This window comes from Aquamicrobium defluvii (genome assembly GCF_004363725.1).
In the GTDB taxonomy this organism is placed as follows: domain Bacteria; phylum Pseudomonadota; class Alphaproteobacteria; order Rhizobiales; family Rhizobiaceae; genus Mesorhizobium; species Mesorhizobium defluvii.
Genome location: NZ_SNZF01000041.1, coordinates 1 through 20,955 on the forward strand (window position 1 = coordinate 1; position 20,955 = coordinate 20,955).

A 20,955-nucleotide genomic window follows, 5' to 3' on the forward strand; every position below is an offset into this window, starting at 1 on the left:
CGCCATCCTCGAACCACCGTATCGAAACATCACCCTCGAAACTGGCGTTCTTCACCACCGTATAGGGCCTGAACCAGTCGATGCGCCTGCCATGCTCGCCCCAGAACGCATCAGGATCGCTCACGCTCTCGGCGTACCACCTAAGATACGTCTCGTTGTCCAGCGTACCCGCACGCTTCCACGATGGCTGCACACGGTAGATATTGGTATCGGACATTACAGGCTTTCCTCCCGGCGAACATGACCCGTCGATCGGGTACTGGGCGCGGCCTCCTGCCGCGAAATCTGCGCGCATTATTAACATTGCTGCCTCAACGGCAATATTAGACATTCGATTGTCGGGATTTATCGTTGCGGCATTGCGACATGGCGTGGCCGCCTGCGCAGTGTCGCCTTGCTGGCCCAAGCGATAGGCAGGCATTGCGGAGCCCGCCATCCGGTGGGCGATTGCCAAGTCGCGGCACAGCCGTTATGCCTGAAATTCAGGACTTCGTTGAACCGGATCGTACGGATCGAGGTTCTTCCAATCGGGGTTCGGGTAACAGGGAGCACTATCATGAAAAAGAAGCTTTTGGCCGGCGTCGCACTGTTCGCCTCGCTGGCTTTCGCATCCGGCGCGCAGGCCGACATCGTCATTGGTGTCGTGGCCCCGCTGACAGGCCCGGTCGCCGCCTATGGCGAGCAGGTCAAGAACGGAGCCGAGGCCGCGGTCGAGAAGATCAACAAGGATGGCGGCATCCTTGGCGAGCAGGTGGTGATCAAGCTGGCCGACGATGCGGGCGATCCCAAGCAGGGCGTTTCGGCCGCCAACCTTCTGGTGGGCGAGGGTGTGCACTATGTGGTCGGCCCGGTGACGTCTGGTGTCGCCATGGCCGCTTCCGACGTGTTCGCCGAAAACGGCGTGCTGATGGTGACGCCGACTGCCACGGCGCCGGATCTCACCGCGCGCGGCCTGACCAACGTGCTGCGCACCTGTGGACGCGACGACCAGCAGGCCGAGGTCGCCGCTGCCTATGTCGTGAAGAACCTGAAGGACAAGAAGGTCGCCATCGTCGACGACAAGGGCACCTACGGCAAGGGTCTGGCCGATGCCTTCAAGGCGGGCATCAATGCCGGCGGCGTGACGGAAGTGAGCCACAACTCGCTGAATCCGGGCGAGAAGGATCTTTCGGCGCTGGTCACGCGCCTGAAGTCCGACGGTGCCGAGGTGATCTATTTCGGCGGTTATCACCCCGAGGGCGGTCTGCTCGCCCGCCAGCTCGCCGATGCCGGCGTCAAGGCGACGATCATCGGCGGCGAGGGCCTGTCGAACACCGAATACTGGGCGATCGGCAACGAAGCCGCTGCCGGCACTTTGTTCACCAACGCGTCCGACGCGCTGAAGAACCCGGATTCGGCTGCTGCCGTCGAAGTGCTGAAAGAGAAGGGCATCCCGCCGGAAGCTTTCACGCTCAACGCCTATGCCGCGGTCGAAGTGCTCAAGGCGGGTATCGAGAAGGCCGGCAAGGCCGACGATACCGCTGCCGTTGCAGCCGCGCTCAAGGATGGCAGCGAAATTCCGACCGCGATCGGCAAGCTGACCTATGGCGAAAACGGCGATCTGAGCTCGCCGAGCTTCTCGCTGTTCAAGTGGGAAGCCGGCAAGATCGTCGCCGCCGAGTAAATCCGGACGGATCGAACTGGGAAGGGCCGGGGCTTTGCGCTCCGGCCCTTCTTCTTGAGGTTATATGTGCTTTTTCGGAGCTACCGGCCGCCGAAGATGGCCGATCCGACGCGCACGCTGGTGGCGCCGAAAGCGACGGCAAGCTCATAGTCGCCGGACATGCCCATGGAGAGTTTGCCGACGCCAGCCTCGCGGGCCAGCTTTTCCAGCAGGGCGAAATGCGGGCCGGGGTTCTCGTCTGCGGGCGGGATGCACATCAGCCCCTCGATTGCCAGCCCGTGAACCTCGCGGCAGCGATTGACGAAGGCGACCGCCTCTTTCGGCCCGATGCCTGCCTTCTGGGGTTCGGAACCGGTATTGACCTGCACATAAAGGCGCGGGGCCCGGCCCTGCCTGGCGATCTCCTTCGCCAGTTCGGCGGCGATCTTCTCGCGGTCCACGGTCTCGATGACATCGAAGAGCGCGACCGCCTCCTTTGCCTTGTTGGATTGCAGCGGGCCGATGAGATGCAGCTCCAGGTCGGGAAATTCCTGCCTGAGCGCCGACCACTTGCCCTGCGCTTCCTGCACGCGGTTTTCGCCGAACACCCGCTGGCCGGCCTCGATGACCGGGCGGATGTCGTCCGCCGTGAAGGTCTTGGAGACGGCGACGAGCGCGACCGATCCGGCCTCGCGGCCAGCCGCGCGCCCGGCCTTGCCGATATTGTCCTTCACCTGTGCAAGCCGTTCAACCGCATCGCTCATGTCGAAATCCTGCTGTCCTGAAATCCCGATTTTGCCCCTCGGGCACGCCTTACGGTTGACGGGTCCCGCAAACCATGGTGAAGACCGGGGCATGTCCCCGCTGCCCGCATGCATGCGGCAGCTTCCAGCATGCTTTTAGAAGAAAAACCGGTCATGGCAACCGAACGATACAATCCGCGCGCGTCCGAACCCAAATGGCAGAAGGCATGGGATGCCGAGAAGCTGTTCGAGACGAAGAACGACGACCCGCAGCCCAAATACTATGTGCTCGAGATGTTTCCCTATCCGTCCGGGCGCATCCATATGGGCCATGTGCGCAACTACACGATGGGCGACGTCGTGGCGCGCTACAAGCGGGCCAGGGGCTTCAACGTGCTGCATCCGATGGGCTGGGATGCCTTCGGACTTCCGGCTGAGAACGCCGCCCGTGACAACAAGGTCAATCCGCGCGACTGGACCTACGCCAACATCGAGACGATGAAGGGCCAGCTCAGGACCATGGGCCTCTCGCTCGACTGGTCGCGCGAGCTGGCGACCTGCGACCCGTCCTATTACCGCCATCAGCAGAAGATGTTCCTCGATTTCTGGAAATCGGGTCTGGTCGAGCGCAGGGCGGCCAAGGTCAACTGGGACCCGGTGGACATGACCGTGCTCGCCAACGAGCAGGTCATCGACGGCAAGGGCTGGCGCTCCGGCGCTCCGGTCGAGCAGCGCGACCTGACGCAGTGGTTCTTCAAGATCACGTCCATGAGCCAGGATCTGCTGGACGGGCTCGATACGCTCGACCGCTGGCCGGAAAAGGTCCGCATCATGCAGCAGAACTGGATTGGCCGGTCCGAGGGCCTGCTGCTGCGCTGGAAGCTGGATGCGGCGACCGCGCCGGCGGGCGAGACCGAGCTGGAGGTCTACACCACCCGGCCCGACACGATCTTCGGCGCTTCCTTCATGGCGGTGTCGGCCGATCATCCGCTGGCGAAGAAGGCGGCCGAGGGCAATCCCCGGATCGCCGCCTTTATCGACGAGGTGCACCACATGGGCACTTCTGTCGCCACCCTGGAGACGGCGGAAAAGAAGGGCGTCGATACAGGCATCCGCGTCGTCCATCCCTTCGATCCGGAATGGACGCTGCCGGTCTACGTGGCCAATTTCGTGCTGATGGACTACGGCACCGGGGCGGTGTTCGGCTGCCCCGCGCACGATCAGCGCGACCTCGATTTCGCCAACAAATACGGCTTGCCGGTACGCCCGGTCGTGAAGCCCGAGGGCGTCGATGCGGCGAGCTTCCGGATCGCCGACGAAGCCTATTCCGACGACGGCACGATGATCAACTCGGGCTTCCTCGACGGAATGAGCCCGGCGGACGCCTTCAACGAGGTGGCGAAGCGGCTGGAGGGCACCGACCTTGGCGGCCGCCCGCAGGCGAAGCGCAAGGTGCAGTTCCGCCTGCGCGACTGGCTGATCTCGCGCCAGCGCTACTGGGGCTGCCCGATCCCGGTCATCCACTGCGATGCCTGCGGCGCCGTTCCGGTGCCGCAGGATCAGCTTCCGGTGGAACTGCCGACGGATGTCACCTTCGACAAGCCCGGCAATCCGCTCGATCACCACCCGACGTGGAAGCACACGACCTGCCCGAACTGCGGCGGGGCCGCCCGGCGCGACACCGACACGATGGACACCTTCGTCGATTCGTCCTGGTATTTCGCCCGCTTCACCGATCCGAAGAATGAGAAGGCGCCGACCGATCTCGCCTATGTCGACGGCAAGAATGGCTGGCTGCCGGTTCACCAGTACATCGGCGGCATCGAGCACGCCATCCTGCATCTGCTCTATTCGCGCTTCTTCACCCGCGCCATGAAGGCGACCGGCCACGTCAATGTGGTCGAGGAGCCGTTCGAGGGGCTGTTCACGCAGGGCATGGTGGTGCACGAGACCTACAAGGGGCCGCAGGGCTGGGTCTCGCCGGCCGAACTGCGCATCGAGGAGGTCGACGGGCAGCGCAGGGCAAGCCTGCTTTCCGACGGAACCCCGGTCAGCATCGGCTCGATCGAGAAGATGTCGAAGTCGAAGAAGAACGTGGTCGACCCCGACGACATCATCGCCAGCTACGGTGCCGACACGGCGCGCTGGTTCATGCTGTCGGACTCACCGCCTGAGCGCGACGTGATCTGGACCGAGGCCGGCGTCGAAGGCGCCCATCGCTTCGTGCAGCGCGTGTGGCGTCTGGTGTCCGACGCAGTGCCGGTGCTCAGCGGCGTTGCGCCGGAAACCGGCACCGAGGGTGACGCGCTGGCGGTCTCGCGCGGCGCGCACAAGATTCTCAAGGCTGTCGGCGAGGACATCGAGCGGCTGCATTTCAACCGCGCGGTGGCGCGCCTCTACGAGCTCACCAACCTGTTGTCGCCGCAAGTGGCGGCGGTTGGCGAAGGCAAGAGCGAACGCGCGCCCGCCGTGCGCGAAGGGCTGGAATTCCTGATCGCCATGCTGGCGCCGATGATGCCGCACCTGGCCGAGGAATGCTGGCACGCCATCGGCGGCGAGGGTCTGGTGGCGGCGCGTCCGTGGCCGGACTTCGACCCTGCGCTTCTGGTGGACAACGAGGTCGTTCTGCCCGTTCAGGTGAACGGAAAGAAGCGCGGGGATTTGACAATTGCCCGCGACGCGGATCAAGCTGCGGTCGAACAGGCGGTCATGGGCCTCGACTTCGTGCAGAAGGCGCTGGAGGGCAAGACGCCGCGCAAGATCATCGTCGTGCCGCAGAGGATCGTGAATGTCGTTGCCTGACACAGCCAAGCGGACGATGGGCAGGATCGGCGTGCGCGCCGGCAATCTGGCGGCAGGGGCGGCGCTGCTTTCGGCGGCGTTCCTTTCGGCCTGCACGGTGCAGCCGCTTTATTCCAGCCAGCCGCTTTCCGTCGGCGGCCAGACGGTCGCTACGGAAGAACTGGCGTCGATCTCGGTCAAGCCGGTGAAGACGCGTTACGCCCAGCAGGTGCGCAACAACCTCATCTTCGGCCTCACCCACGGCAGGGGCGAACCCTCGACGCCGGTCTATTCGCTCGATCTCGGCGTGACCGAACTGGTTCAGTCCGCGGCTTCGATCCAGGTCACCAGGGATCAGGACGAGCCGAGCGCGGGCACCGTGACCCTGACGGCGGACTACCGGCTGACGGAAGTCTCAACCGGAAAGCTGGTCGGGGCCGGCAAGCGTTCGATCTCGTCGTCCTTCGACCGCCCGAAGCAGGAATTCGCCACCTATCGCGCGCAGCTCGATGCGGAAAACCGCGCCGCGCGCGAACTGGCCGAAGTGCTGCGGCTGGCGCTGGCGCAGGATCTGGCGAAGCGGAAGTAAGTCTTTCTCTCACCGGACCGGCGGGCCGCAGCGGGTTCGCTTCAAAGCCGGCGAGTCATGCCGCCCGCCGGGATCGACCCGGCGATGCGGATCTGGCGATGTCAGCCGATCTTCTGGCCGGTCTTGGCCCAGTCGGCGAGGAAGGCTTCCAGGCCCTTGTCGGTCAGCGGATGCCTGACCAGCGAGCGCAGCACGGCCGGCGGGGCGGTGATGACGTCGGCGCCGATCAGGGCGGCGTCCTTGACGTGGTTCACGGTGCGCGCCGAGGCCACCAGGATTTCCGTCTTGAAGTCGTAGTTGTCGTAGATCTGGCGGATCTCGGAGATCAGGTCCATGCCCTCGATGCCGATGTCGTCGAGACGGCCGACGAAGGGCGAGATGAACGACGCGCCGGCCTTGGCGGCGAGCAGGGCCTGGTTGGCCGAGAAGCAGAGCGTGACGTTGACCATGCGGCCCTCGGAGCGGATCGCCTTGCAGGCCTTGAGCCCGTCGAGGGTGAGCGGCACCTTGATGGTGACATTGTCGGCGATCTTCGCCAGCACCTTTGCCTCGGCCATCATGCCGTCATAGTCGGTGGCGGTGACTTCTGCCGAGACGGGGCCGGAAACGATGTCGCAGATATGGCGCGTCACTTCATCGATCTTGCCGCCCGATTTCAGGATCAGCGAGGGATTGGTGGTGACGCCGTCGACCAGCCCCATGTCGTTCAGCTCACGGATTTCCTTGATATCGGCGGTATCGACGAAGAACTTCATTACGGTCTCCTTGAAGACTCCGGCGTGCGGAGAGGGCGCACGCGCTATCGGCGTTTGCTTTAGACCAAAGACGATGCAAGGTCACGCGCGATGAACCAGGATTCGCCCTTTTCGGCCGCAGCCCCCGTGCTGGTGCCCATGCCTGCAGAACGTCCCTATACCTATGCGGTTCCGGAGGGAATGCGTGTGGTGCCGGGGTCGATCGTGCGCGTGCCGCTGGGGCCGCGGCAGGTGGCGGGCGTGGTCTGGGACGGCGGGGCCGATCCGGTCGATGCCCGCAAATTACGGCCCATCGAGCAGGTGTTCGACTGCCCGCCGATCAGCCGCGACATGCGCCGCTTCGTCGACTGGGTGGCGCAATACACGCTTTCGCCGCCCGGCATGGTGGCGCGCATGCTTTTGCGCGCGCCGGAAGCCTTCGACCCCGAGCCGTGGACCGAAGGCATCCAGCTTACCGACCGGCGGCCCGACCGGATGACCGGGGCGCGCGAGCGGGTGCTGGCCGCTGCCGCCGACGGTTTTGCCTGGACGCGCTCCGGGCTTGCCCATGCCGCCGGCGTTTCCTCCTCCGTCATAGACGGGCTGAGGGAGCAGGGCGTGTTCGAGACGGTGATGATCCCGCCGCGCCCGGTGGTCCCCGCGCCCGACACGTCCTATGCGGCGGCGGAACTGATGCCGGACCAGCGCGCGGCCGCTGACGATCTGCGAGCCGGCGTCGAAGCGGGCGATTTCCGCGTCACCCTGCTCGACGGCGTGACCGGCTCCGGCAAGACGGAGGTCTATTTCGAAGCGGTGGCGGCGGCACTGGAGAAGGGCAGGCAGGTGCTGATCCTGCTGCCGGAAATCGCGCTGACCCACGCCTTCCTCGAGCGCTTCCAGAATCGTTTCGGCACAAAACCGGCCGAATGGCACTCGGACCTGCCGCCGCGCATGCGCGAGCGGGTCTGGCGGCAGGTGGCCGAAGGCACGGTGAAGGTGGTGGCGGGCGCGCGCTCGGCGCTGTTCCTGCCATTCAAGGAACTTGGCCTGATCGTCGTCGACGAGGAGCACGACCCCGCCTACAAGCAGGAAGACCGTGTGTTCTACAATGCCCGCGACATGGCCGTGGTGCGCGCCCATATCGGCGGCTTTCCTGTGGTGCTGGCCTCGGCCACGCCATCGGTGGAAAGCCGCGTCAACGCCGTTCAGGGGCGCTATGGTCGCGTGGTGCTGTCGTCGCGCTTCGCCGATGCGGCGCTGCCGGATCTGCGCACCATCGACATGCGCCGCTCGCCCCCGGCGCGGGGCGGCTTCCTGTCGCCGCTTCTGCTGCAAAGGATGGCGGCGACGCTGGAAAAGGGCGAGCAGTCGCTGCTGTTCCTCAACCGGCGCGGCTATGCGCCCTTGACGCTTTGCCGCGCCTGCGGCCACCGCTTCGGCTGCCCGGTCTGCTCGTCCTGGCTGGTCGAGCACCGCTTTCGCGGCCAGCTCGTCTGCCACCATTGCGGCCATACGGAAAGGCGGCCCGACGCCTGCCCCGAATGCGGCACGCTCGACCATCTCGTCGCCTGCGGACTGGGGGTGGAGCGCATCGCGGAGGAGGTGGTGGCGCATTTCCCGGACGCGCGCACCATCGTCCTGTCATCGGACATTCTGGGCGGCGTTCGCCGGCTGCGGCTGGAGCTGGAAGCCATCGCCAATGGCGATGCCGACATCGTGATCGGCACGCAACTGGTCGCCAAAGGCCATAATTTCCCGAATATGACGCTGGTCGGCGTGGTGGACGCCGATCTCGGCCTCGCCAATGGCGATCCGCGGGCCTCCGAGCGCACCTTCCAGCTCCTCAGCCAGGTGACGGGCCGGGCCGGCCGAACGGGCAAGAAGAGCCTTGGCCTGTTGCAGACCTACCAGCCCGACCATCCGGTGATGCAGGCAATCGTCTCAGGCGATTCGGAGCTGTTCTACGAGCGCGAGATCGCCGAGCGCGAGCGCACCGGCCTGCCGCCGTTCGGACGGCTCGCCGGCATCATCGTCAGCGCGCCGACGCGGGCCGAGGCCGAAGGGCACGCGCGAGGTCTGCGGCTTGCCGCGCCGAACGCTTCCGACATATTCGTGCTGGGACCGGCCGAGGCGCCGCTGTCGCTGCTCAACGGGCGGCACCGCTTCCGGCTGCTGGTGCATGGCGAACGACGCGCCGACATGCAGGGCTTCATCAAGGCCATGCTGGCGGCAGGACCGAAGGTGCGCGGCCAGATCAGGGTGCAGGTCGACATCGATCCGCAAAGTTTCCTGTGACGGATCCGGCAGGAGGAGACAGGCAATGAGGACCATCGGCCTTCTGGGCGGCATGAGCTGGGAAAGCACGGCGATCTACTATCGTCTTCTCAATGAACTCGTGCGGGAGCGGCTGGGTGGTCTGCACTCCGCAAAGCTGGTGCTGGTCTCGGTGGATTTCGCGGAAATCGCGGAGCTTCAGCATGCCGGCGACTGGCAGGGCGCGGGGCGGCTTCTGGTCGGGGCAGCGCGCCAGCTTGAAGCGGCGGGCGCGGAGTGTCTGGTGATATGCACCAACACCATGCACAAGCTGGCCGATGAGATCGAGGCGGCCGTCTCCATCCCGCTCCTGCACATTGCCGACGCGACCGCCGGGGCCATCCGGCGAAGCGGGGCAAAACGGCCGGCGCTTCTCGCCACCCGCTTCACCATGGAGCAGGATTTCTACAGGCAGCGGTTGGCGGACCGTTACGGCATAGAGGCGCTGGTGCCGGATGAAGCGGGCCGCGCGAAGGTGCACGGCATCATCTATGACGAGTTGTGCCGGGGCCTCGTGAAGCCCGAATCGAAAGCCGTCTATCTGGACGAGATCGCGCGCCTGCGCTCCCGGGGAGCCGATGGCGTGATCCTCGGCTGCACGGAAATCACCATGCTGGTCGGCCAGCCCGATTTCGATATTCCGGTTTTCGACACCACGGCCATCCACGCCGAGGCGGCAATCGCTTTCGCGCTGGATGACGGATAGGCGGCGAATCTGGCAGTCTGGCAGACCATGACAACGCCGGACTTTCCGGCAAGAGCGAGGAACCGCAATGGAATTTTCGTTTCCGTGGCCGATGAGCCAGGGCGAGTGGCTGGCATGGACAAGCGCTGTGGTAACGCTGGCGCTGGGGCTCATCCTGTTTCTTGCGCCGGGGCTCGGCTTCCGGCTGCTTCGGCTCCAGCCGCATCCTGATAAGCCGGAGGCCGTCGTCGAGGGGCGCAGCCGCTTCGCCGGCTTCTATCTGGGCCTTGGCCTCACCGCCGTGCTGCTGGCGCAGCCTCTTCTTTACATGGCGCTCGGTTTTTCGTGGCTATTCACAGCTTTTGGGCGGATGCTCGGCATGATGAGTGACGGCGCCAACACGCCCTACAATTGGGCCGCCCTGACGGTCGATCTGCTGCTGGCGGCGCTTCCGCTGGCTTTTTCCTTCGGTTTCTGGCCCTGAATCGCGGAGCCGTAAACCCATTCGTCAAGCGGATGCGACAAAAGTGCCGGAATCGACGCCCCTCCATGGATTGCGGTCTTGGGAGGCGTATGCTAGAGGGCAACCGACTTTCAGCTAGGGGAAGCGGAAGCCGACCCTTTAGCTTTGAGAAAACGTAAGCAAGGTCAAAGATTTAGCCAGAGTTTTCACTCGCGCCAACAATCTGCGGCCTGTCAGACATGAGAAAAGACGGACCGTGGCCCAAACGTCCTCGCCAATCTCCGCCGTTGCCGAACGCTATGCCAGTTCGCTTTTCGAGCTTGCTCTCGAAGACAAGTCCGTTGCCAGGGTCGAGGCTGATCTTGGCAGCTTCGAGGCAATGCTGGCCGGCAGTGCCGACCTGCGTCGCCTGATCGAAAGCCCGGTCTTCGCGGCGGACGAGCAGGAGCGCGCCATCTCGGCGATTCTCGAAAAGGCGAAGGTCGGCGGTCTCGCCGGCAATTTCCTGCGCGTCGTCGCCCGCAACCGCCGCCTGTTCGCCGTTCCCGGCATGATCCAGGCGTTCCGCCGCATCGCCGCCGAGCATCGCGGTGAAGCGTCTGCCGACGTGACTGCGGCGCATGCGCTGACGGCTGCCCAGCAGAATGAACTCAAGGCTGCGCTCAGGAGCGTTGCCGGCAAGGACGTGGTCATCAATGTCACCGTCGACCCGAGCCTGCTCGGTGGTCTGGTTGTCAGGATGGGTTCGCGCCAGATCGATACATCGCTCAAAACCAAACTCAATTCGCTCAAGCTTGCACTTAAAGAGGTCGGCTGATGGACATCCGCGCCGCGGAAATCTCCGCAATTCTGAAAGACCAGATCAAGAATTTCGGCAAGGAAGCCGAAGTTTCCGAAGTCGGCCAGGTTCTGTCCGTCGGTGATGGCATCGCCCGCGTTTACGGCCTCGACAACGTCCAGGCCGGCGAGATGGTCGAGTTCCCCGGCGGCATCCGCGGCATGGCGCTCAACCTCGAAGCCGACAATGTCGGCGTCGTTATCTTCGGTAACGACCGCGACATCAAGGAAGGCGACACCGTCAAGCGCACCGGCGCCATCGTCGACGTGCCGGTCGGTCCCGAACTGCTCGGCCGCGTGGTCGACGCGCTGGGCAACCCGATCGACGGCAAGGGCCCGATCAAGTCGAAGGAGCGCCGCCGCGTCGACGTCAAGGCGCCCGGCATCATTCCGCGCAAGTCGGTGCACGAGCCGATGTCGACCGGCCTCAAGGCCATCGACGCCCTGATCCCGGTCGGTCGCGGCCAGCGCGAGCTGGTCATCGGCGACCGCCAGACCGGCAAGACCGCCATCATTCTGGACACCATCCTGAACCAGAAGGCCATCCACGACAGCGGCCCCGAGTCGGAAAAGCTCTACTGCGTCTATGTCGCCGTCGGCCAGAAGCGTTCGACCGTTGCCCAGTTCGTGAAGGTTCTGGAAGAGCGCGGCGCGCTCGAATACTCCATCATCGTCGCCGCCACCGCTTCCGATCCGGCCCCGCTCCAGTATCTGGCGCCGTTCACCGGCTGCACCATGGGCGAGTATTTCCGCGACAACGGCCAGCACGCGCTGATCGGCTATGACGATCTCTCCAAGCAGGCCGTGGCCTACCGCCAGATGTCGCTGCTGCTGCGCCGCCCGCCGGGCCGCGAAGCCTATCCGGGCGACGTGTTCTACCTGCACTCCCGCCTGCTGGAGCGCGCCGCGAAGCTGAACGACGACAATGGCAACGGTTCGCTGACAGCGCTGCCGGTCATCGAGACGCAGGCCAACGACGTGTCGGCCTATATCCCGACCAACGTGATCTCCATCACCGACGGCCAGATCTTCCTTGAGACCAACCTGTTCTTTCAGGGTATCCGCCCTGCCGTGAACGTCGGTCTTTCGGTGTCGCGCGTGGGCTCCGCCGCCCAGATCAAGGCGATGAAGCAGGTTGCCGGCTCGATCAAGGGCGAGCTTGCCCAGTATCGCGAAATGGCCGCCTTCGCCCAGTTCGGTTCGGACCTCGACGCGGCTACCCAGCGTCTGCTCAATCGCGGTGCGCGCCTGACCGAGCTGCTCAAGCAGCCGCAGTTCTCGCCGCTCAAGACCGAAGAGCAGGTCGCGGTGATCTTCGCGGGTGTCAACGGTTACCTCGACAAGCTCCCTGTCGCCGATGTCAGCCGTTTCGAGCAGGGCCTGCTTTCGCACCTGCGCACGGTCGGCAAGGAAGTGCTGGACGGCATCCGCAAGGAAAAGGCGCTGTCGGACGACCTGCGCAGCAAGCTGAAGGCCGAGGTCGACGCGTTCGCCAAGACCTTCGCCTGACCCTGAACGCACGCGGAAACAGAGTTTGAAGCATGGCGTCACTGAAAGACCTTCGTAACCGCATCGCCTCGGTCAAGGCGACGCAGAAGATCACCAAGGCGATGCAGATGGTCGCCGCGGCGAAGCTGCGCCGTGCCCAGGAGGCTGCGGAGGCCGCGCGTCCCTATTCGGAGCGCATGGGCGCCGTTCTGGCCAACATCACCCAGGCCATCGGCGCGGGCGGCGAAGCCCCGGCGCTGATGACGGGCACCGGCAAGGACGACGTGCATCTGCTCGTCGTCTGCACAGCCGAGCGCGGCCTGTGCGGCGGTTTCAACTCGCAGATCGCACGCTTTGCCCGGGATCACATCCGCAAGCTTCTGTCCGAGGGCAAGACGGTCAAGATCATCTGCGTCGGCAAGAAGGGTTTCGACATCCTGCGCCGCGACTATGCGCAGCTCATCATCGAGCGTGTCGACCTGCGCGAGGTCAAGACGATCGGTTTCGCCAATGCCGATGCGATCGCGAAGAAGGTGATCCAGCTTTTCGAGCAGGGCGAGTTCGACGTCTGCACCTTGTTCTATTCGAACTTCAAGTCGGTGATCAGCCAGATTCCGACCGCGCAGCAGCTCGTTCCGGCCGCGGCGCCCGCCGAGGCCGAACCTGCCAATGGCAGCGCGGTCTACGAATACGAGCCGGAGCCGGGCGAGATTCTCTCCGACCTGATCCCGCGCAATATCTCGGTCCAGATATTCCGCGCGCTGCTGGAAAACGCAGCCGGCGAGATGGGCGCCAAGATGAGCGCCATGGACAACGCGACGCGCAATGCCGGCGACATGATCAACAAGCTGTCGATCACGTACAACCGCCAGCGGCAGGCGCAGATCACCAAGGAACTCATCGAAATCATTTCGGGCGCCGAGGCGCTCTAGCATGCGGCGTGAAGGCCCATGCCTTCACCCGAGCATGTGACAACAAACGGACGAAAAAGGGCTAGAGACGATGGCGAAAGCAGCGACCCCGAAAAAGGCGACCGCTAAGACTGCAGAAGCTCCCGTGAAAACGGCTGCTCCTGCCAAGGCGGCCGCTCCGGCCAAAAAGGCGGCAGCGCCTGCGAAGGCCGCAGCGCCGGCGAAGAAGGCCGCGGCTCCTGCCGCTGCAAAGACCACGAGCGCTTCCGCGGCCAGGGCTTCAGGCGCGTCCGGCAAGGTCCGTCAGGTCATCGGCGCCGTCGTCGACGTGCAGTTCGAGGATCACCTGCCCGCCATTCTGAACGCTCTCGAAACCGACAATGTCGGCAACCGTCTGGTGCTCGAGGTTGCCCAGCACCTCGGCGAGAACACCGTGCGCTGCATCGCCATGGACTCCACTGAAGGTCTGGTGCGCGGCCAGGCCGTGACCGACACCGGTTCGCCGATTTCGGTTCCTGTCGGTCCGGGCATGCTCGGCCGCATCATCAATGTCATCGGCGAGCCGGTCGACGAAGCCGGCCCCATCAACGCCACCGAATATCGCGGCATCCACCAGCCGGCCCCGGAATATGTCGAGCAGTCGACCGAGGCGGAAATCCTCGTCACCGGCATCAAGGTGCTCGACCTGCTCGCGCCCTACGCCAAGGGCGGCAAGATCGGCCTGTTCGGCGGCGCCGGCGTCGGCAAGACGGTTCTCATTCAGGAACTGATCAACAACGTCGCCAAGGCGCATGGCGGCTTTTCGGTGTTCGCCGGCGTCGGTGAGCGCACCCGTGAAGGCAACGACCTCTACCACGAGTTCATCGAGTCGGGCGTCAACCAGAAGGGCGGCGGCGAAGGTTCCAAGGCCGCTCTGGTGTATGGCCAGATGAACGAGCCGCCGGGCGCCCGCGCCCGTGTCGCGCTGACCGGTCTGACCGTCGCCGAATATTTCCGCGACCAGGGACAGGACGTTCTGTTCTTCGTGGACAACATCTTCCGCTTCACGCAGGCCGGTTCGGAAGTGTCGGCCCTTCTCGGCCGCATCCCCTCGGCGGTGGGCTACCAGCCGACGCTGGCCACCGACATGGGCGCCCTGCAGGAGCGCATCACCACCACGACCAAGGGATCGATCACCTCGGTGCAGGCCATCTACGTGCCCGCCGACGACCTGACCGACCCGGCCCCGGCGACCTCGTTCGCTCACCTTGACGCGACCACGGTTCTCAACCGTGCCATCGCCGAGAAGGGCATTTACCCGGCCGTGGACCCGCTCGACTCGACCTCGCGCATGCTCGACCCGCTGATCGTCGGCGAGGAGCACTATCGGGTCGCCCGCGACGTGCAGCAGACCCTCCAGCGCTACAAGGCGCTGCAGGACATCATCGCCATCCTTGGCATGGACGAGCTGTCGGAAGAGGACAAGCTGACCGTGGCGCGCGCCCGCAAGATCGAGCGCTTCCTGTCGCAGCCGTTCTTCGTGGCCGAGGTGTTCACCGGCTCGCCGGGCAAGCTGGTCGCCCTGGAAGACACCATCAAGGGCTTCAAGGGCCTCTGCAACGGCGACTACGATCATCTGCCGGAAGCGGCCTTCTATATGGTTGGCGGCATCGAGGAAGCGGTCGAGAAGGCACAGAAGCTGGCCGCCGAAGCCGCCTGATCCATGTCGGATCGGGACCTGCGGCTGGAGGACGCGATCAACGAAACCTGCCCATGGTCGGGCAAGCCGATTTCGGCGGATTCGCTGACCGTCTACAAAGGTCGCACGGTTGGTTTCTGTAATCCCGGCTGCCGGGACAAGTTCGCAGCGGCGGTCTCGCAATTCGAGGCCTCGCTGCCCGAGGCACCAGAGGCATAGGCATCATGGCTGAAGCTTTTCAATTCGAACTGGTCTCGCCGGAGCGGCTGCTCGTCTCCGAGAAGATCGAATCGGTCGTCATTCCGGCAACGGAAGGCGAGATGACGGTGATGGCGAACCATGCGCCGGTCATGACCACGATCAAGCCGGGCGTCGTCACCGTGAAGACGGCCTCCGGGCAGCAGGAGCGCTATGTGGTGTTCGGCGGCTTCGCCGACATTCTGCCGGCCGGCTGCACGCTGCTTGCCGAGTCGGCCGTGGCCGTGAAGGATCTCGACCGGGACGACATCGCCCGCCGCGTTCAGGACGCCAGGGAAGATGTCACGGATGCACGGGACGATGCCGCGCGCACGCGGGCGGAGCAATATCTGGCACAGCTCACCACGCTGCAAAGCGCTCTTCAGGCGGCCTGATCCGCCTCGAAAGATAATCGGAGAAGCCGGGCTTGCCCGGCTTTTTTGTTGACCTGAAACCGGTCTGGAGGGAACAGAAAGAACCCGCGCCTCGGGCGAGACGCGGGCTGTTGCCTGGGTGCTTGCGCACCGCGGCACTGGATACGCGTGCCGCAGGGGTGCGAGAATGGTGGGCAGTTGTGAACATAGGCTTAACTGCCAGCCTGTGTTTTGCCGGTCAGGCAATGGAAAATCCGGGGCTTAAAGTATGTCACCCGAAAGTGGGAGCCGGTTTCGGGACAACGACATGCGTAAAAACAAGCACTTGAAGCGTAAGGAGCGAATCTGGAAGATCGCGACACGCTTTAAGTGCCCGGCCCGCTCAGATCCGGTCGCGCAGTGCGTACCAGTTGAGCGCGAGAAACAGGAGCGGGGCACGCAGTTTCCGGCCGCCGGGAAAGGCGGGAACCCTCAGCTCCTCGAAAAGCTTCAGCTTTTCGCGGTTGCCGGCCATCGTGTCGGCATAGAGCTTGCCGACGAAGTTGGACAGCATGACGCCATGGCCGGAATAGCCGCCGGCCGAGATGACGTTCGGCATCACCTCGCGCACGAAAGGCTGCCTCGGCATCGTTATCCCGACATAACCGCCCCAGCCATGGGTGATCTCGACGTCTTTCAGGTCGGGATAAATCTCGGCGATCTGCCTGCGAATGTGAATGTGGATGTCGCCGGGGTCGGTGACACCATAGATCTCGCGTCCGCCGAACAACAGCCGCCCGTCCTTCGATTTGCGGAAGTAGCGCACCACGAAGCGCGAATCGTCGACCGATTCTCCACCGGGAATGACCGGGCTGCCGGCCCCCAGCGGAACGGTCGCGCCGATGAAGGAGCCGATCGGCATGATGTGCGCTGCGCTCACCGGCTCCAGCCAGCCGCCATAGGCATTGGTGGCGATCAGGCACTTGCCGGCGGTAACGGTTCCGCTGGAAGTTGTTACCCGCACCTTGCCGCCATTGGAGGCAATTCCGGTGGCCGGGGTGTTCTCGTAAAGATGCGCGCCGGACGCCGCTGCCACGCGCGCAGTGCCAATAACCAGCCTGAGCGGATGGATGTGGCCTGTGCCGGTGTCGCGCACGCCGCCGAAGAAGCGCTGCGAGCCGACGCGTTCGGCTGTCTCCTTTGCGTCCATGAAGGAGATGTGCGGATACCCGAAGCGTTCGGCCATGATCCCGGCATGTGCCTTGTAGCTGTCGACATAGCGTCGTTTATGCGCGACGGAGAGCTGGCCGGGCATGTATTCGATGTCGATGCCATTGATTCTGGAGAACTCCAGAAGATGCGCCTTGGCTTCCTCGGCGACGTCGAACAGCGCCTTGGCGCGGGTGAAGCCGTATTCGGCTTCCATTTCCTCCGGCCATGCGCGCTGGCCGGTGTTGAGCTGGCCGCCATTGCGCCCGGAAGCGCCGTCTCCGAAGCGGTGCGATTCCATGAGCACGACATCTGCGCCCGTTCTGGCCAGATGCACGGCGGCGGAAAGGCCAGTGAAGCCGCCGCCGACAATCACGACATCGCAGGAACGGTCTCCGTCGAGCCGCGGATAGTCCGGACGTTCGCCTGCGGTGTCTTCATACCAGGAGCGGCCGGGGGAAATGGGAGATTGGTAGGGCATGGCTTGCTTCGGATGGGTATGGAGGGCGCCGCGAGAGGGGGCCGGCATCGTCCGGCTCCCTTTTGCTGTGCGCCTCAAACATTCAACAGCAGATACTCCCGCTCCCAGGGGCTGATGACCTCCATGAAGGTCTCGAACTCGGCCCGCTTGATCGCGGCATAGGTGGTGGCGAAGGTCTTGCCCAGAATGGCGGCGAGTTCCTCATCCTGCTCGAACAGATCGACGGCTTCCAGCAGCCCGCGCGGCAGGTCGATCTCGTCCTCGTTGGCGGTATTGACCACCGGCGGCTCTGCCTGCAGCCGGTTGCTCAGCCCGATCAGGCCACAGGCAAGCGACGCGGCAAGCGCCAGATAGGGATTGGCGTCGGAGGAGGGAATCCGGTTCTCGACACGCCGCGCCGCAGGATCGGAGCGCGGCACACGGAAAGCGGTGGTGCGATTGTCGTAGCCCCACTTGTTGTTGACCGGAGCGGAAGCCGCCTGCGTGAGGCGGCGATAGGAGTTCACGTAAGGCGCGAGCATCACCAGTGCGTTCGGTACATGCTGCTGCATGCCGCCGATGAAATGGAAGAAGGCTTCCGTCTCGGAGCCGTCCTCTGCGGTAAAGATATTGCGGCCGGCCTTTTTCTCGATGATCGACTGATGGATATGCATGGCCGAGCCCGGTTGCCCCTGAATGGGCTTGGCCATGAAGGTCGCGTAGATGTCGTGTTTCAGCGCGGCTTCGCGAATGGTGCGCTTGAACATGAACACCTGATCCGCCAGTTCGACCGGGTCGCCGTGGCGCAGGTTGATTTCAAGCTGTCCGGCGCCTTCCTCGTGAATCAGCGTATCGATCTCGAGGCCCTGGCTCTCCGAAAAATGATAGATGTCGTCGATCAGTTCGTCGAACTCGTTGACGCCCGCAATCGAATATCCGGCTCCGCCGCCAATGGCGCGGCCGGAGCGGCCGACCGGCGGAGTGAGCGGATAATCGGGGTCGGGATTCTTGTGAACGAGATAGAACTCGATCTCCGGCGCGACCACGGGTCTCAGGCCAATCCTGTCGTAGGCGGCGACGACGTTCTTCAGCACGTTGCGGGGGGTGAACTCGACCGTGCGCCCGTCCTGGTGAACGAGGTCGCAGATCACCGCAGCCGTCGGATCGTCCTCCCACGGCACCACGGTCAGGGTCGAGAGATCGGGCACCAGCTTCAGGTCGCCGTCGTCTTCGGGATAGACGAAGCCGTTGCCGTCTTCAGGATAGCCGCCGGATATGGTGGCCATGAAAACGGCCGAAGGCAGTGCCAGCGACGTGTTTGAGGTGAACTTGCTGGACGGCATCATCTTGCCGCGCGCGACGCCGGCCTGATCCGGCGTAATGCATTCTATGTCTTCGATGCCGCGCCACTCGAGCCAGGCGCTGGCTTCCTTCCAGTTTTTCACCCCGCGCAGATTTTTTACGAAAGCAGGGGGGCGGGCGCGTTTCGAGCGAACTTCCTTCTTGACGGGAGGCATTAATCACCAAATTGAACAATATCGCGCAAGTATGCCGTTTCGCGGCGCGGAAGGAAAGGGGGGCGGTCCTGTCGCGCGCCATGGTGCGCATATTTGCGCCGCTTTGCGACACCGATGTCGCGAACCGGGAGCCGTCTGGCGGGTCTCCGGCCTAAATTCGCTTGCAGCGGGTGGTTGCCTGCCCGATTGTCGGGGCAATTTCCCGTTGCGGCCGTTCCGCATGTCGACAGATGCAGGTTTTCAGTGCCTTCCGACTTTCTCTTTGGCCCGCCGTTTAGAAACGTTCCGTCGAGGCCGGCATGAGCGCCTCGCCCGCAGATGCGCTGTGCTTGGGCATCGATACCGGCGGCACCTATACCGATGCCGTGCTGTGGTCGGAGGCGGCGGGTATCGTGGCCAAGGCCAAGTCGCTTACCACGCGGCACGATCTTGCCGAAGGCATTGCCGGCGCGGCCGATGCGGTGCTGACCCGGGCTGGGGTTCCGCATGGCGCGATCAGGCTGGTGTCGATGTCGACCACGCTTGCCACCAACGCATTGGTGGAGGGGCAGGGCGGGCGCGTGGGGCTGGTGATGGTCGGCTTCGGTCCGGAGGATCTCGGCCGTGACGGACTTTCCGGAGCGCTCGGCACCGACCCGGTGATCTTCTGTCCCGGCGGCCACGATGTTCATGGCAATGCCGCCGAGCTGTCGCTGGAGGCGCTGGAGGCGGCACTGCCTGAACTGGAGAAATCGGTGACGGGTGTGGCGGTGGCGGCCTATTTCGCGGTGCGCAATCCCGCCCATGAGATTGCCGTGCGCGATCTCGTGCGCGCACGCACCCGGCTGCCGGTCACCTGCTCGCATGAACTGACATCGAAGCTCGGCGGACCGCGCCGCGCGCTGACCACGCTGCTCAATGCGCGCCTCATATCCATGATCGACCGGCTGATCGACGCTACGGAAGATTTCCTTCGCCGTCGTGGCATCGAGGCTCCGCTGATGGTGGTGCGCGGCGACGGCGCGCTGGTGACGGCCGCTTTCGCCCGCACGCGTCCCATCGAAACCATTCTGTCGGGCCCTGCCGCCAGCCTCGTGGGAGCCCGCCACCTGACCGGGCTGGACGATGCCGTCGTGTCCGACATCGGAGGCACCACCACGGACATCGCGGTTCTCGACCGCGGCCAGCTCAGGCTCGACCCGGAAGGCGCAACGGTTGGAGGCATGCGCACCATGGTCGAGGCTGTCGCCATGCGCACCTTCGGCCTTGGCGGCGATTCGGAGGTGACGCTGCGCGACCGTTCCCTTTCGACGCGGGTCGAACTCGGCCCGCGCCGGCTGGTGCCGTTGTCGCTTGCGGCCATGCATCACGCCGGAACAATCGACAAGGCGCTTTCGCGACAATTGCTCAGCCCCACCGCGAGCCGTCTGGATGGACGCTTCGCCATGCGCACCGGTATGCCCGAAGGCGCGGCCTCGGGGCTGTCGGTGACCGAATCGCGGCTCTACATGCAAATCGGGGATGTGCCGGAAGCGCTCGACCGTCTGCTCGTCTCGACGTCGCAGATCGCCACGCTCAACCGGCTGGTGGCGCGGGGACTGGTCCACATCGCAGGCTTCACGCCGTCGGACGCGGCCCATGTGCTTGGCCGGCAGGACAACTGGAACCCTGCTGTGGCACGGCTTGGCGCGCAACTTATGGCGCGCCGGCGCAACGCCATGGGCCAGCCGGCGGCGGAAACGGCTGAAGCCTTCAGCGAACTGGTTCTGGCCGCCGTTACCCGCAGGTCCGCGGAGATGATGTTCGAGACGGTTTTCGCGGCCGACGGGCTGGAAGAGGACGCACCGGCCTCGCACGCTCTGGTTCAGCGGGCGCTGGACCGCAATGGCGGGATGGCGCGCTTCTCGATCTCGCTGGATCGTCCGGTGATCGGCCTTGGCGCCTCGGCCCATCTCCACTACGCCAGCCTGCCGCCGCTGATCGGCAACGCGTGCGAAATCGCACCCGATGCCGATGTCGCCAATGCGCTGGGAGCGGTGGTGGGACAGGTGCGCGTGTCGGCCGAGGCGCGCGTCAGCCAGCCGGAGCCCGGCGTCTATCGCATCAACGCCGGCGAATGGCTGGAAGATTTCGGGACGGAGGAAGAGGCGATGGCGGCGGCCGAGCAGGCGGCCCGCGCCATGGCGAGCGAACTGGCCGGACGGGCCGGCACGGACCATGCCCGCATCGAGGTGAGCCGCGACATCAGGGATGCGGTGATCGAGGGCGAGCGCAGCCTGGTCGAAGCCTTCATCGTGGCTACCGCCGCCGGGCGTCCGCGGGTGGCAAGCTGACAA

Annotated in this window: 18 protein-coding genes; 13 read left to right on the top strand and 5 right to left on the bottom strand. The window is 64.7% G+C overall.

What is annotated here, in order from left to right; translation table 11 throughout:
* Positions 1-217, bottom strand: a 217-nt coding sequence (locus DES43_RS20215) for an acetyl-coenzyme A synthetase N-terminal domain-containing protein (protein ID WP_280960266.1), incomplete at its 3' end; no start/stop codon positions are given.
* A gap of 339 nt (positions 218-556) precedes the next feature.
* Here DES43_RS20215 and DES43_RS20220 point away from each other — a divergent pair.
* The gene (locus DES43_RS20220; RefSeq protein ID WP_035032973.1) at positions 557-1,663 is read left to right on the top strand and encodes a branched-chain amino acid ABC transporter substrate-binding protein; all 1,107 of its coding nucleotides are present in this window, start codon (positions 557-559) and stop codon (positions 1,661-1,663) included.
* 80 nt (positions 1,664-1,743) lie between these two features.
* Here DES43_RS20220 and DES43_RS20225 read toward each other — a convergent pair whose 3' ends face one another.
* Positions 1,744-2,406 carry a YggS family pyridoxal phosphate-dependent enzyme gene (locus DES43_RS20225; protein ID WP_035032975.1) on the bottom strand — a complete coding sequence of 221 codons (663 nt, stop codon included), beginning with the start codon at positions 2,404-2,406 and terminating at the stop codon, positions 1,744-1,746.
* A gap of 153 nt (positions 2,407-2,559) precedes the next feature.
* Between DES43_RS20225 and leuS the strand changes: the two genes are divergently transcribed.
* Both leuS and DES43_RS20235 read left to right on the top strand, forming a co-directional pair.
* Complete coding sequence (leuS, locus tag DES43_RS20230) at positions 2,560-5,187, top strand: leucine--tRNA ligase (protein ID WP_035033076.1); 2,628 nt, start codon at positions 2,560-2,562, stop codon at positions 5,185-5,187.
* Entirely contained in the window at positions 5,174-5,755 is a 582-nt protein-coding gene (locus tag DES43_RS20235; protein ID WP_035032978.1) for an LPS assembly lipoprotein LptE, read from the top strand. Before leuS ends, DES43_RS20235 begins: the two co-directional genes overlap by 14 nt.
* A 101-nt stretch (positions 5,756-5,856) precedes the next feature.
* Here DES43_RS20235 and fsa read toward each other — a convergent pair whose 3' ends face one another.
* Positions 5,857-6,510, bottom strand: a complete 654-nt coding sequence (fsa, locus tag DES43_RS20240; RefSeq protein ID WP_035032980.1) for a fructose-6-phosphate aldolase — start codon at positions 6,508-6,510, stop codon at positions 5,857-5,859.
* A 90-nt stretch (positions 6,511-6,600) separates the two neighbouring features.
* Here fsa and DES43_RS20245 point away from each other — a divergent pair, with 90 nt between their 5' ends.
* The 9 genes from DES43_RS20245 to DES43_RS20285 all read left to right on the top strand — a co-directional run bounded on the left by DES43_RS20245 (position 6,601) and on the right by DES43_RS20285 (position 15,496).
* A complete protein-coding gene (locus DES43_RS20245; RefSeq protein WP_035032983.1) occupies positions 6,601-8,784 on the top strand; it encodes a primosomal protein N' in 2,184 nt (727 codons plus the stop codon).
* A gap of 25 nt (positions 8,785-8,809) precedes the next feature.
* Entirely contained in the window at positions 8,810-9,508 is a 699-nt protein-coding gene (locus DES43_RS20250) for an aspartate/glutamate racemase family protein (RefSeq protein WP_035032986.1), read from the top strand.
* A gap of 67 nt (positions 9,509-9,575) precedes the next feature.
* Entirely contained in the window at positions 9,576-9,971 is a 396-nt protein-coding gene (locus tag DES43_RS20255; protein WP_035032990.1) for an AGROH133_08824 family phage infection protein, read from the top strand.
* Between the two features lie 235 nt (positions 9,972-10,206).
* Positions 10,207-10,767: a F0F1 ATP synthase subunit delta gene (locus DES43_RS20260; RefSeq protein ID WP_035032993.1), complete on the top strand. Its 561-nt coding sequence runs from the start codon at positions 10,207-10,209 to the stop codon at positions 10,765-10,767.
* Entirely contained in the window at positions 10,767-12,296 is a 1,530-nt protein-coding gene (gene atpA / locus DES43_RS20265) for a F0F1 ATP synthase subunit alpha (protein ID WP_035032995.1), read from the top strand. The genes DES43_RS20260 and atpA overlap by 1 nt, the downstream gene beginning before the upstream one ends.
* A gap of 32 nt (positions 12,297-12,328) precedes the next feature.
* A complete protein-coding gene (locus tag DES43_RS20270; RefSeq protein ID WP_035032998.1) occupies positions 12,329-13,207 on the top strand; it encodes a F0F1 ATP synthase subunit gamma in 879 nt (292 codons plus the stop codon).
* 70 nt (positions 13,208-13,277) lie between these two features.
* Positions 13,278-14,885: a F0F1 ATP synthase subunit beta gene (atpD, locus tag DES43_RS20275; RefSeq protein ID WP_035033001.1), complete on the top strand. Its 1,608-nt coding sequence runs from the start codon at positions 13,278-13,280 to the stop codon at positions 14,883-14,885.
* 3 nt (positions 14,886-14,888) lie between these two features.
* Positions 14,889-15,083, top strand: coding sequence for an eL24 family ribosomal protein (locus tag DES43_RS20280; RefSeq protein WP_035033013.1), 195 nt, complete (start codon positions 14,889-14,891; stop codon positions 15,081-15,083).
* A gap of 5 nt (positions 15,084-15,088) precedes the next feature.
* Positions 15,089-15,496 (top strand): F0F1 ATP synthase subunit epsilon, encoded by a 408-nt coding sequence (locus DES43_RS20285; RefSeq protein ID WP_035033016.1) that lies wholly within the window; start codon positions 15,089-15,091, stop codon positions 15,494-15,496.
* Between the two features lie 361 nt (positions 15,497-15,857).
* Here the strand turns inward: DES43_RS20285 and DES43_RS20290 are convergent, their stop codons facing one another.
* Together DES43_RS20290 and DES43_RS20295 are read right to left on the bottom strand one after the other, a co-directional pair.
* Positions 15,858-17,144, bottom strand: coding sequence for an NAD(P)/FAD-dependent oxidoreductase (locus tag DES43_RS20290; RefSeq protein ID WP_035033018.1), 1,287 nt, complete (start codon positions 17,142-17,144; stop codon positions 15,858-15,860).
* 74 nt (positions 17,145-17,218) lie between these two features.
* Positions 17,219-18,640 (bottom strand): glutamine synthetase family protein, encoded by a 1,422-nt coding sequence (locus tag DES43_RS20295; protein ID WP_035033021.1) that lies wholly within the window; start codon positions 18,638-18,640, stop codon positions 17,219-17,221.
* A 299-nt stretch (positions 18,641-18,939) separates the two neighbouring features.
* Between DES43_RS20295 and DES43_RS20300 the strand changes: the two genes are divergently transcribed.
* A complete protein-coding gene (locus DES43_RS20300; protein ID WP_035033023.1) occupies positions 18,940-20,952 on the top strand; it encodes a hydantoinase/oxoprolinase N-terminal domain-containing protein in 2,013 nt (670 codons plus the stop codon).
* The last annotated feature ends 3 nt before the right edge of the window (positions 20,953-20,955 follow it).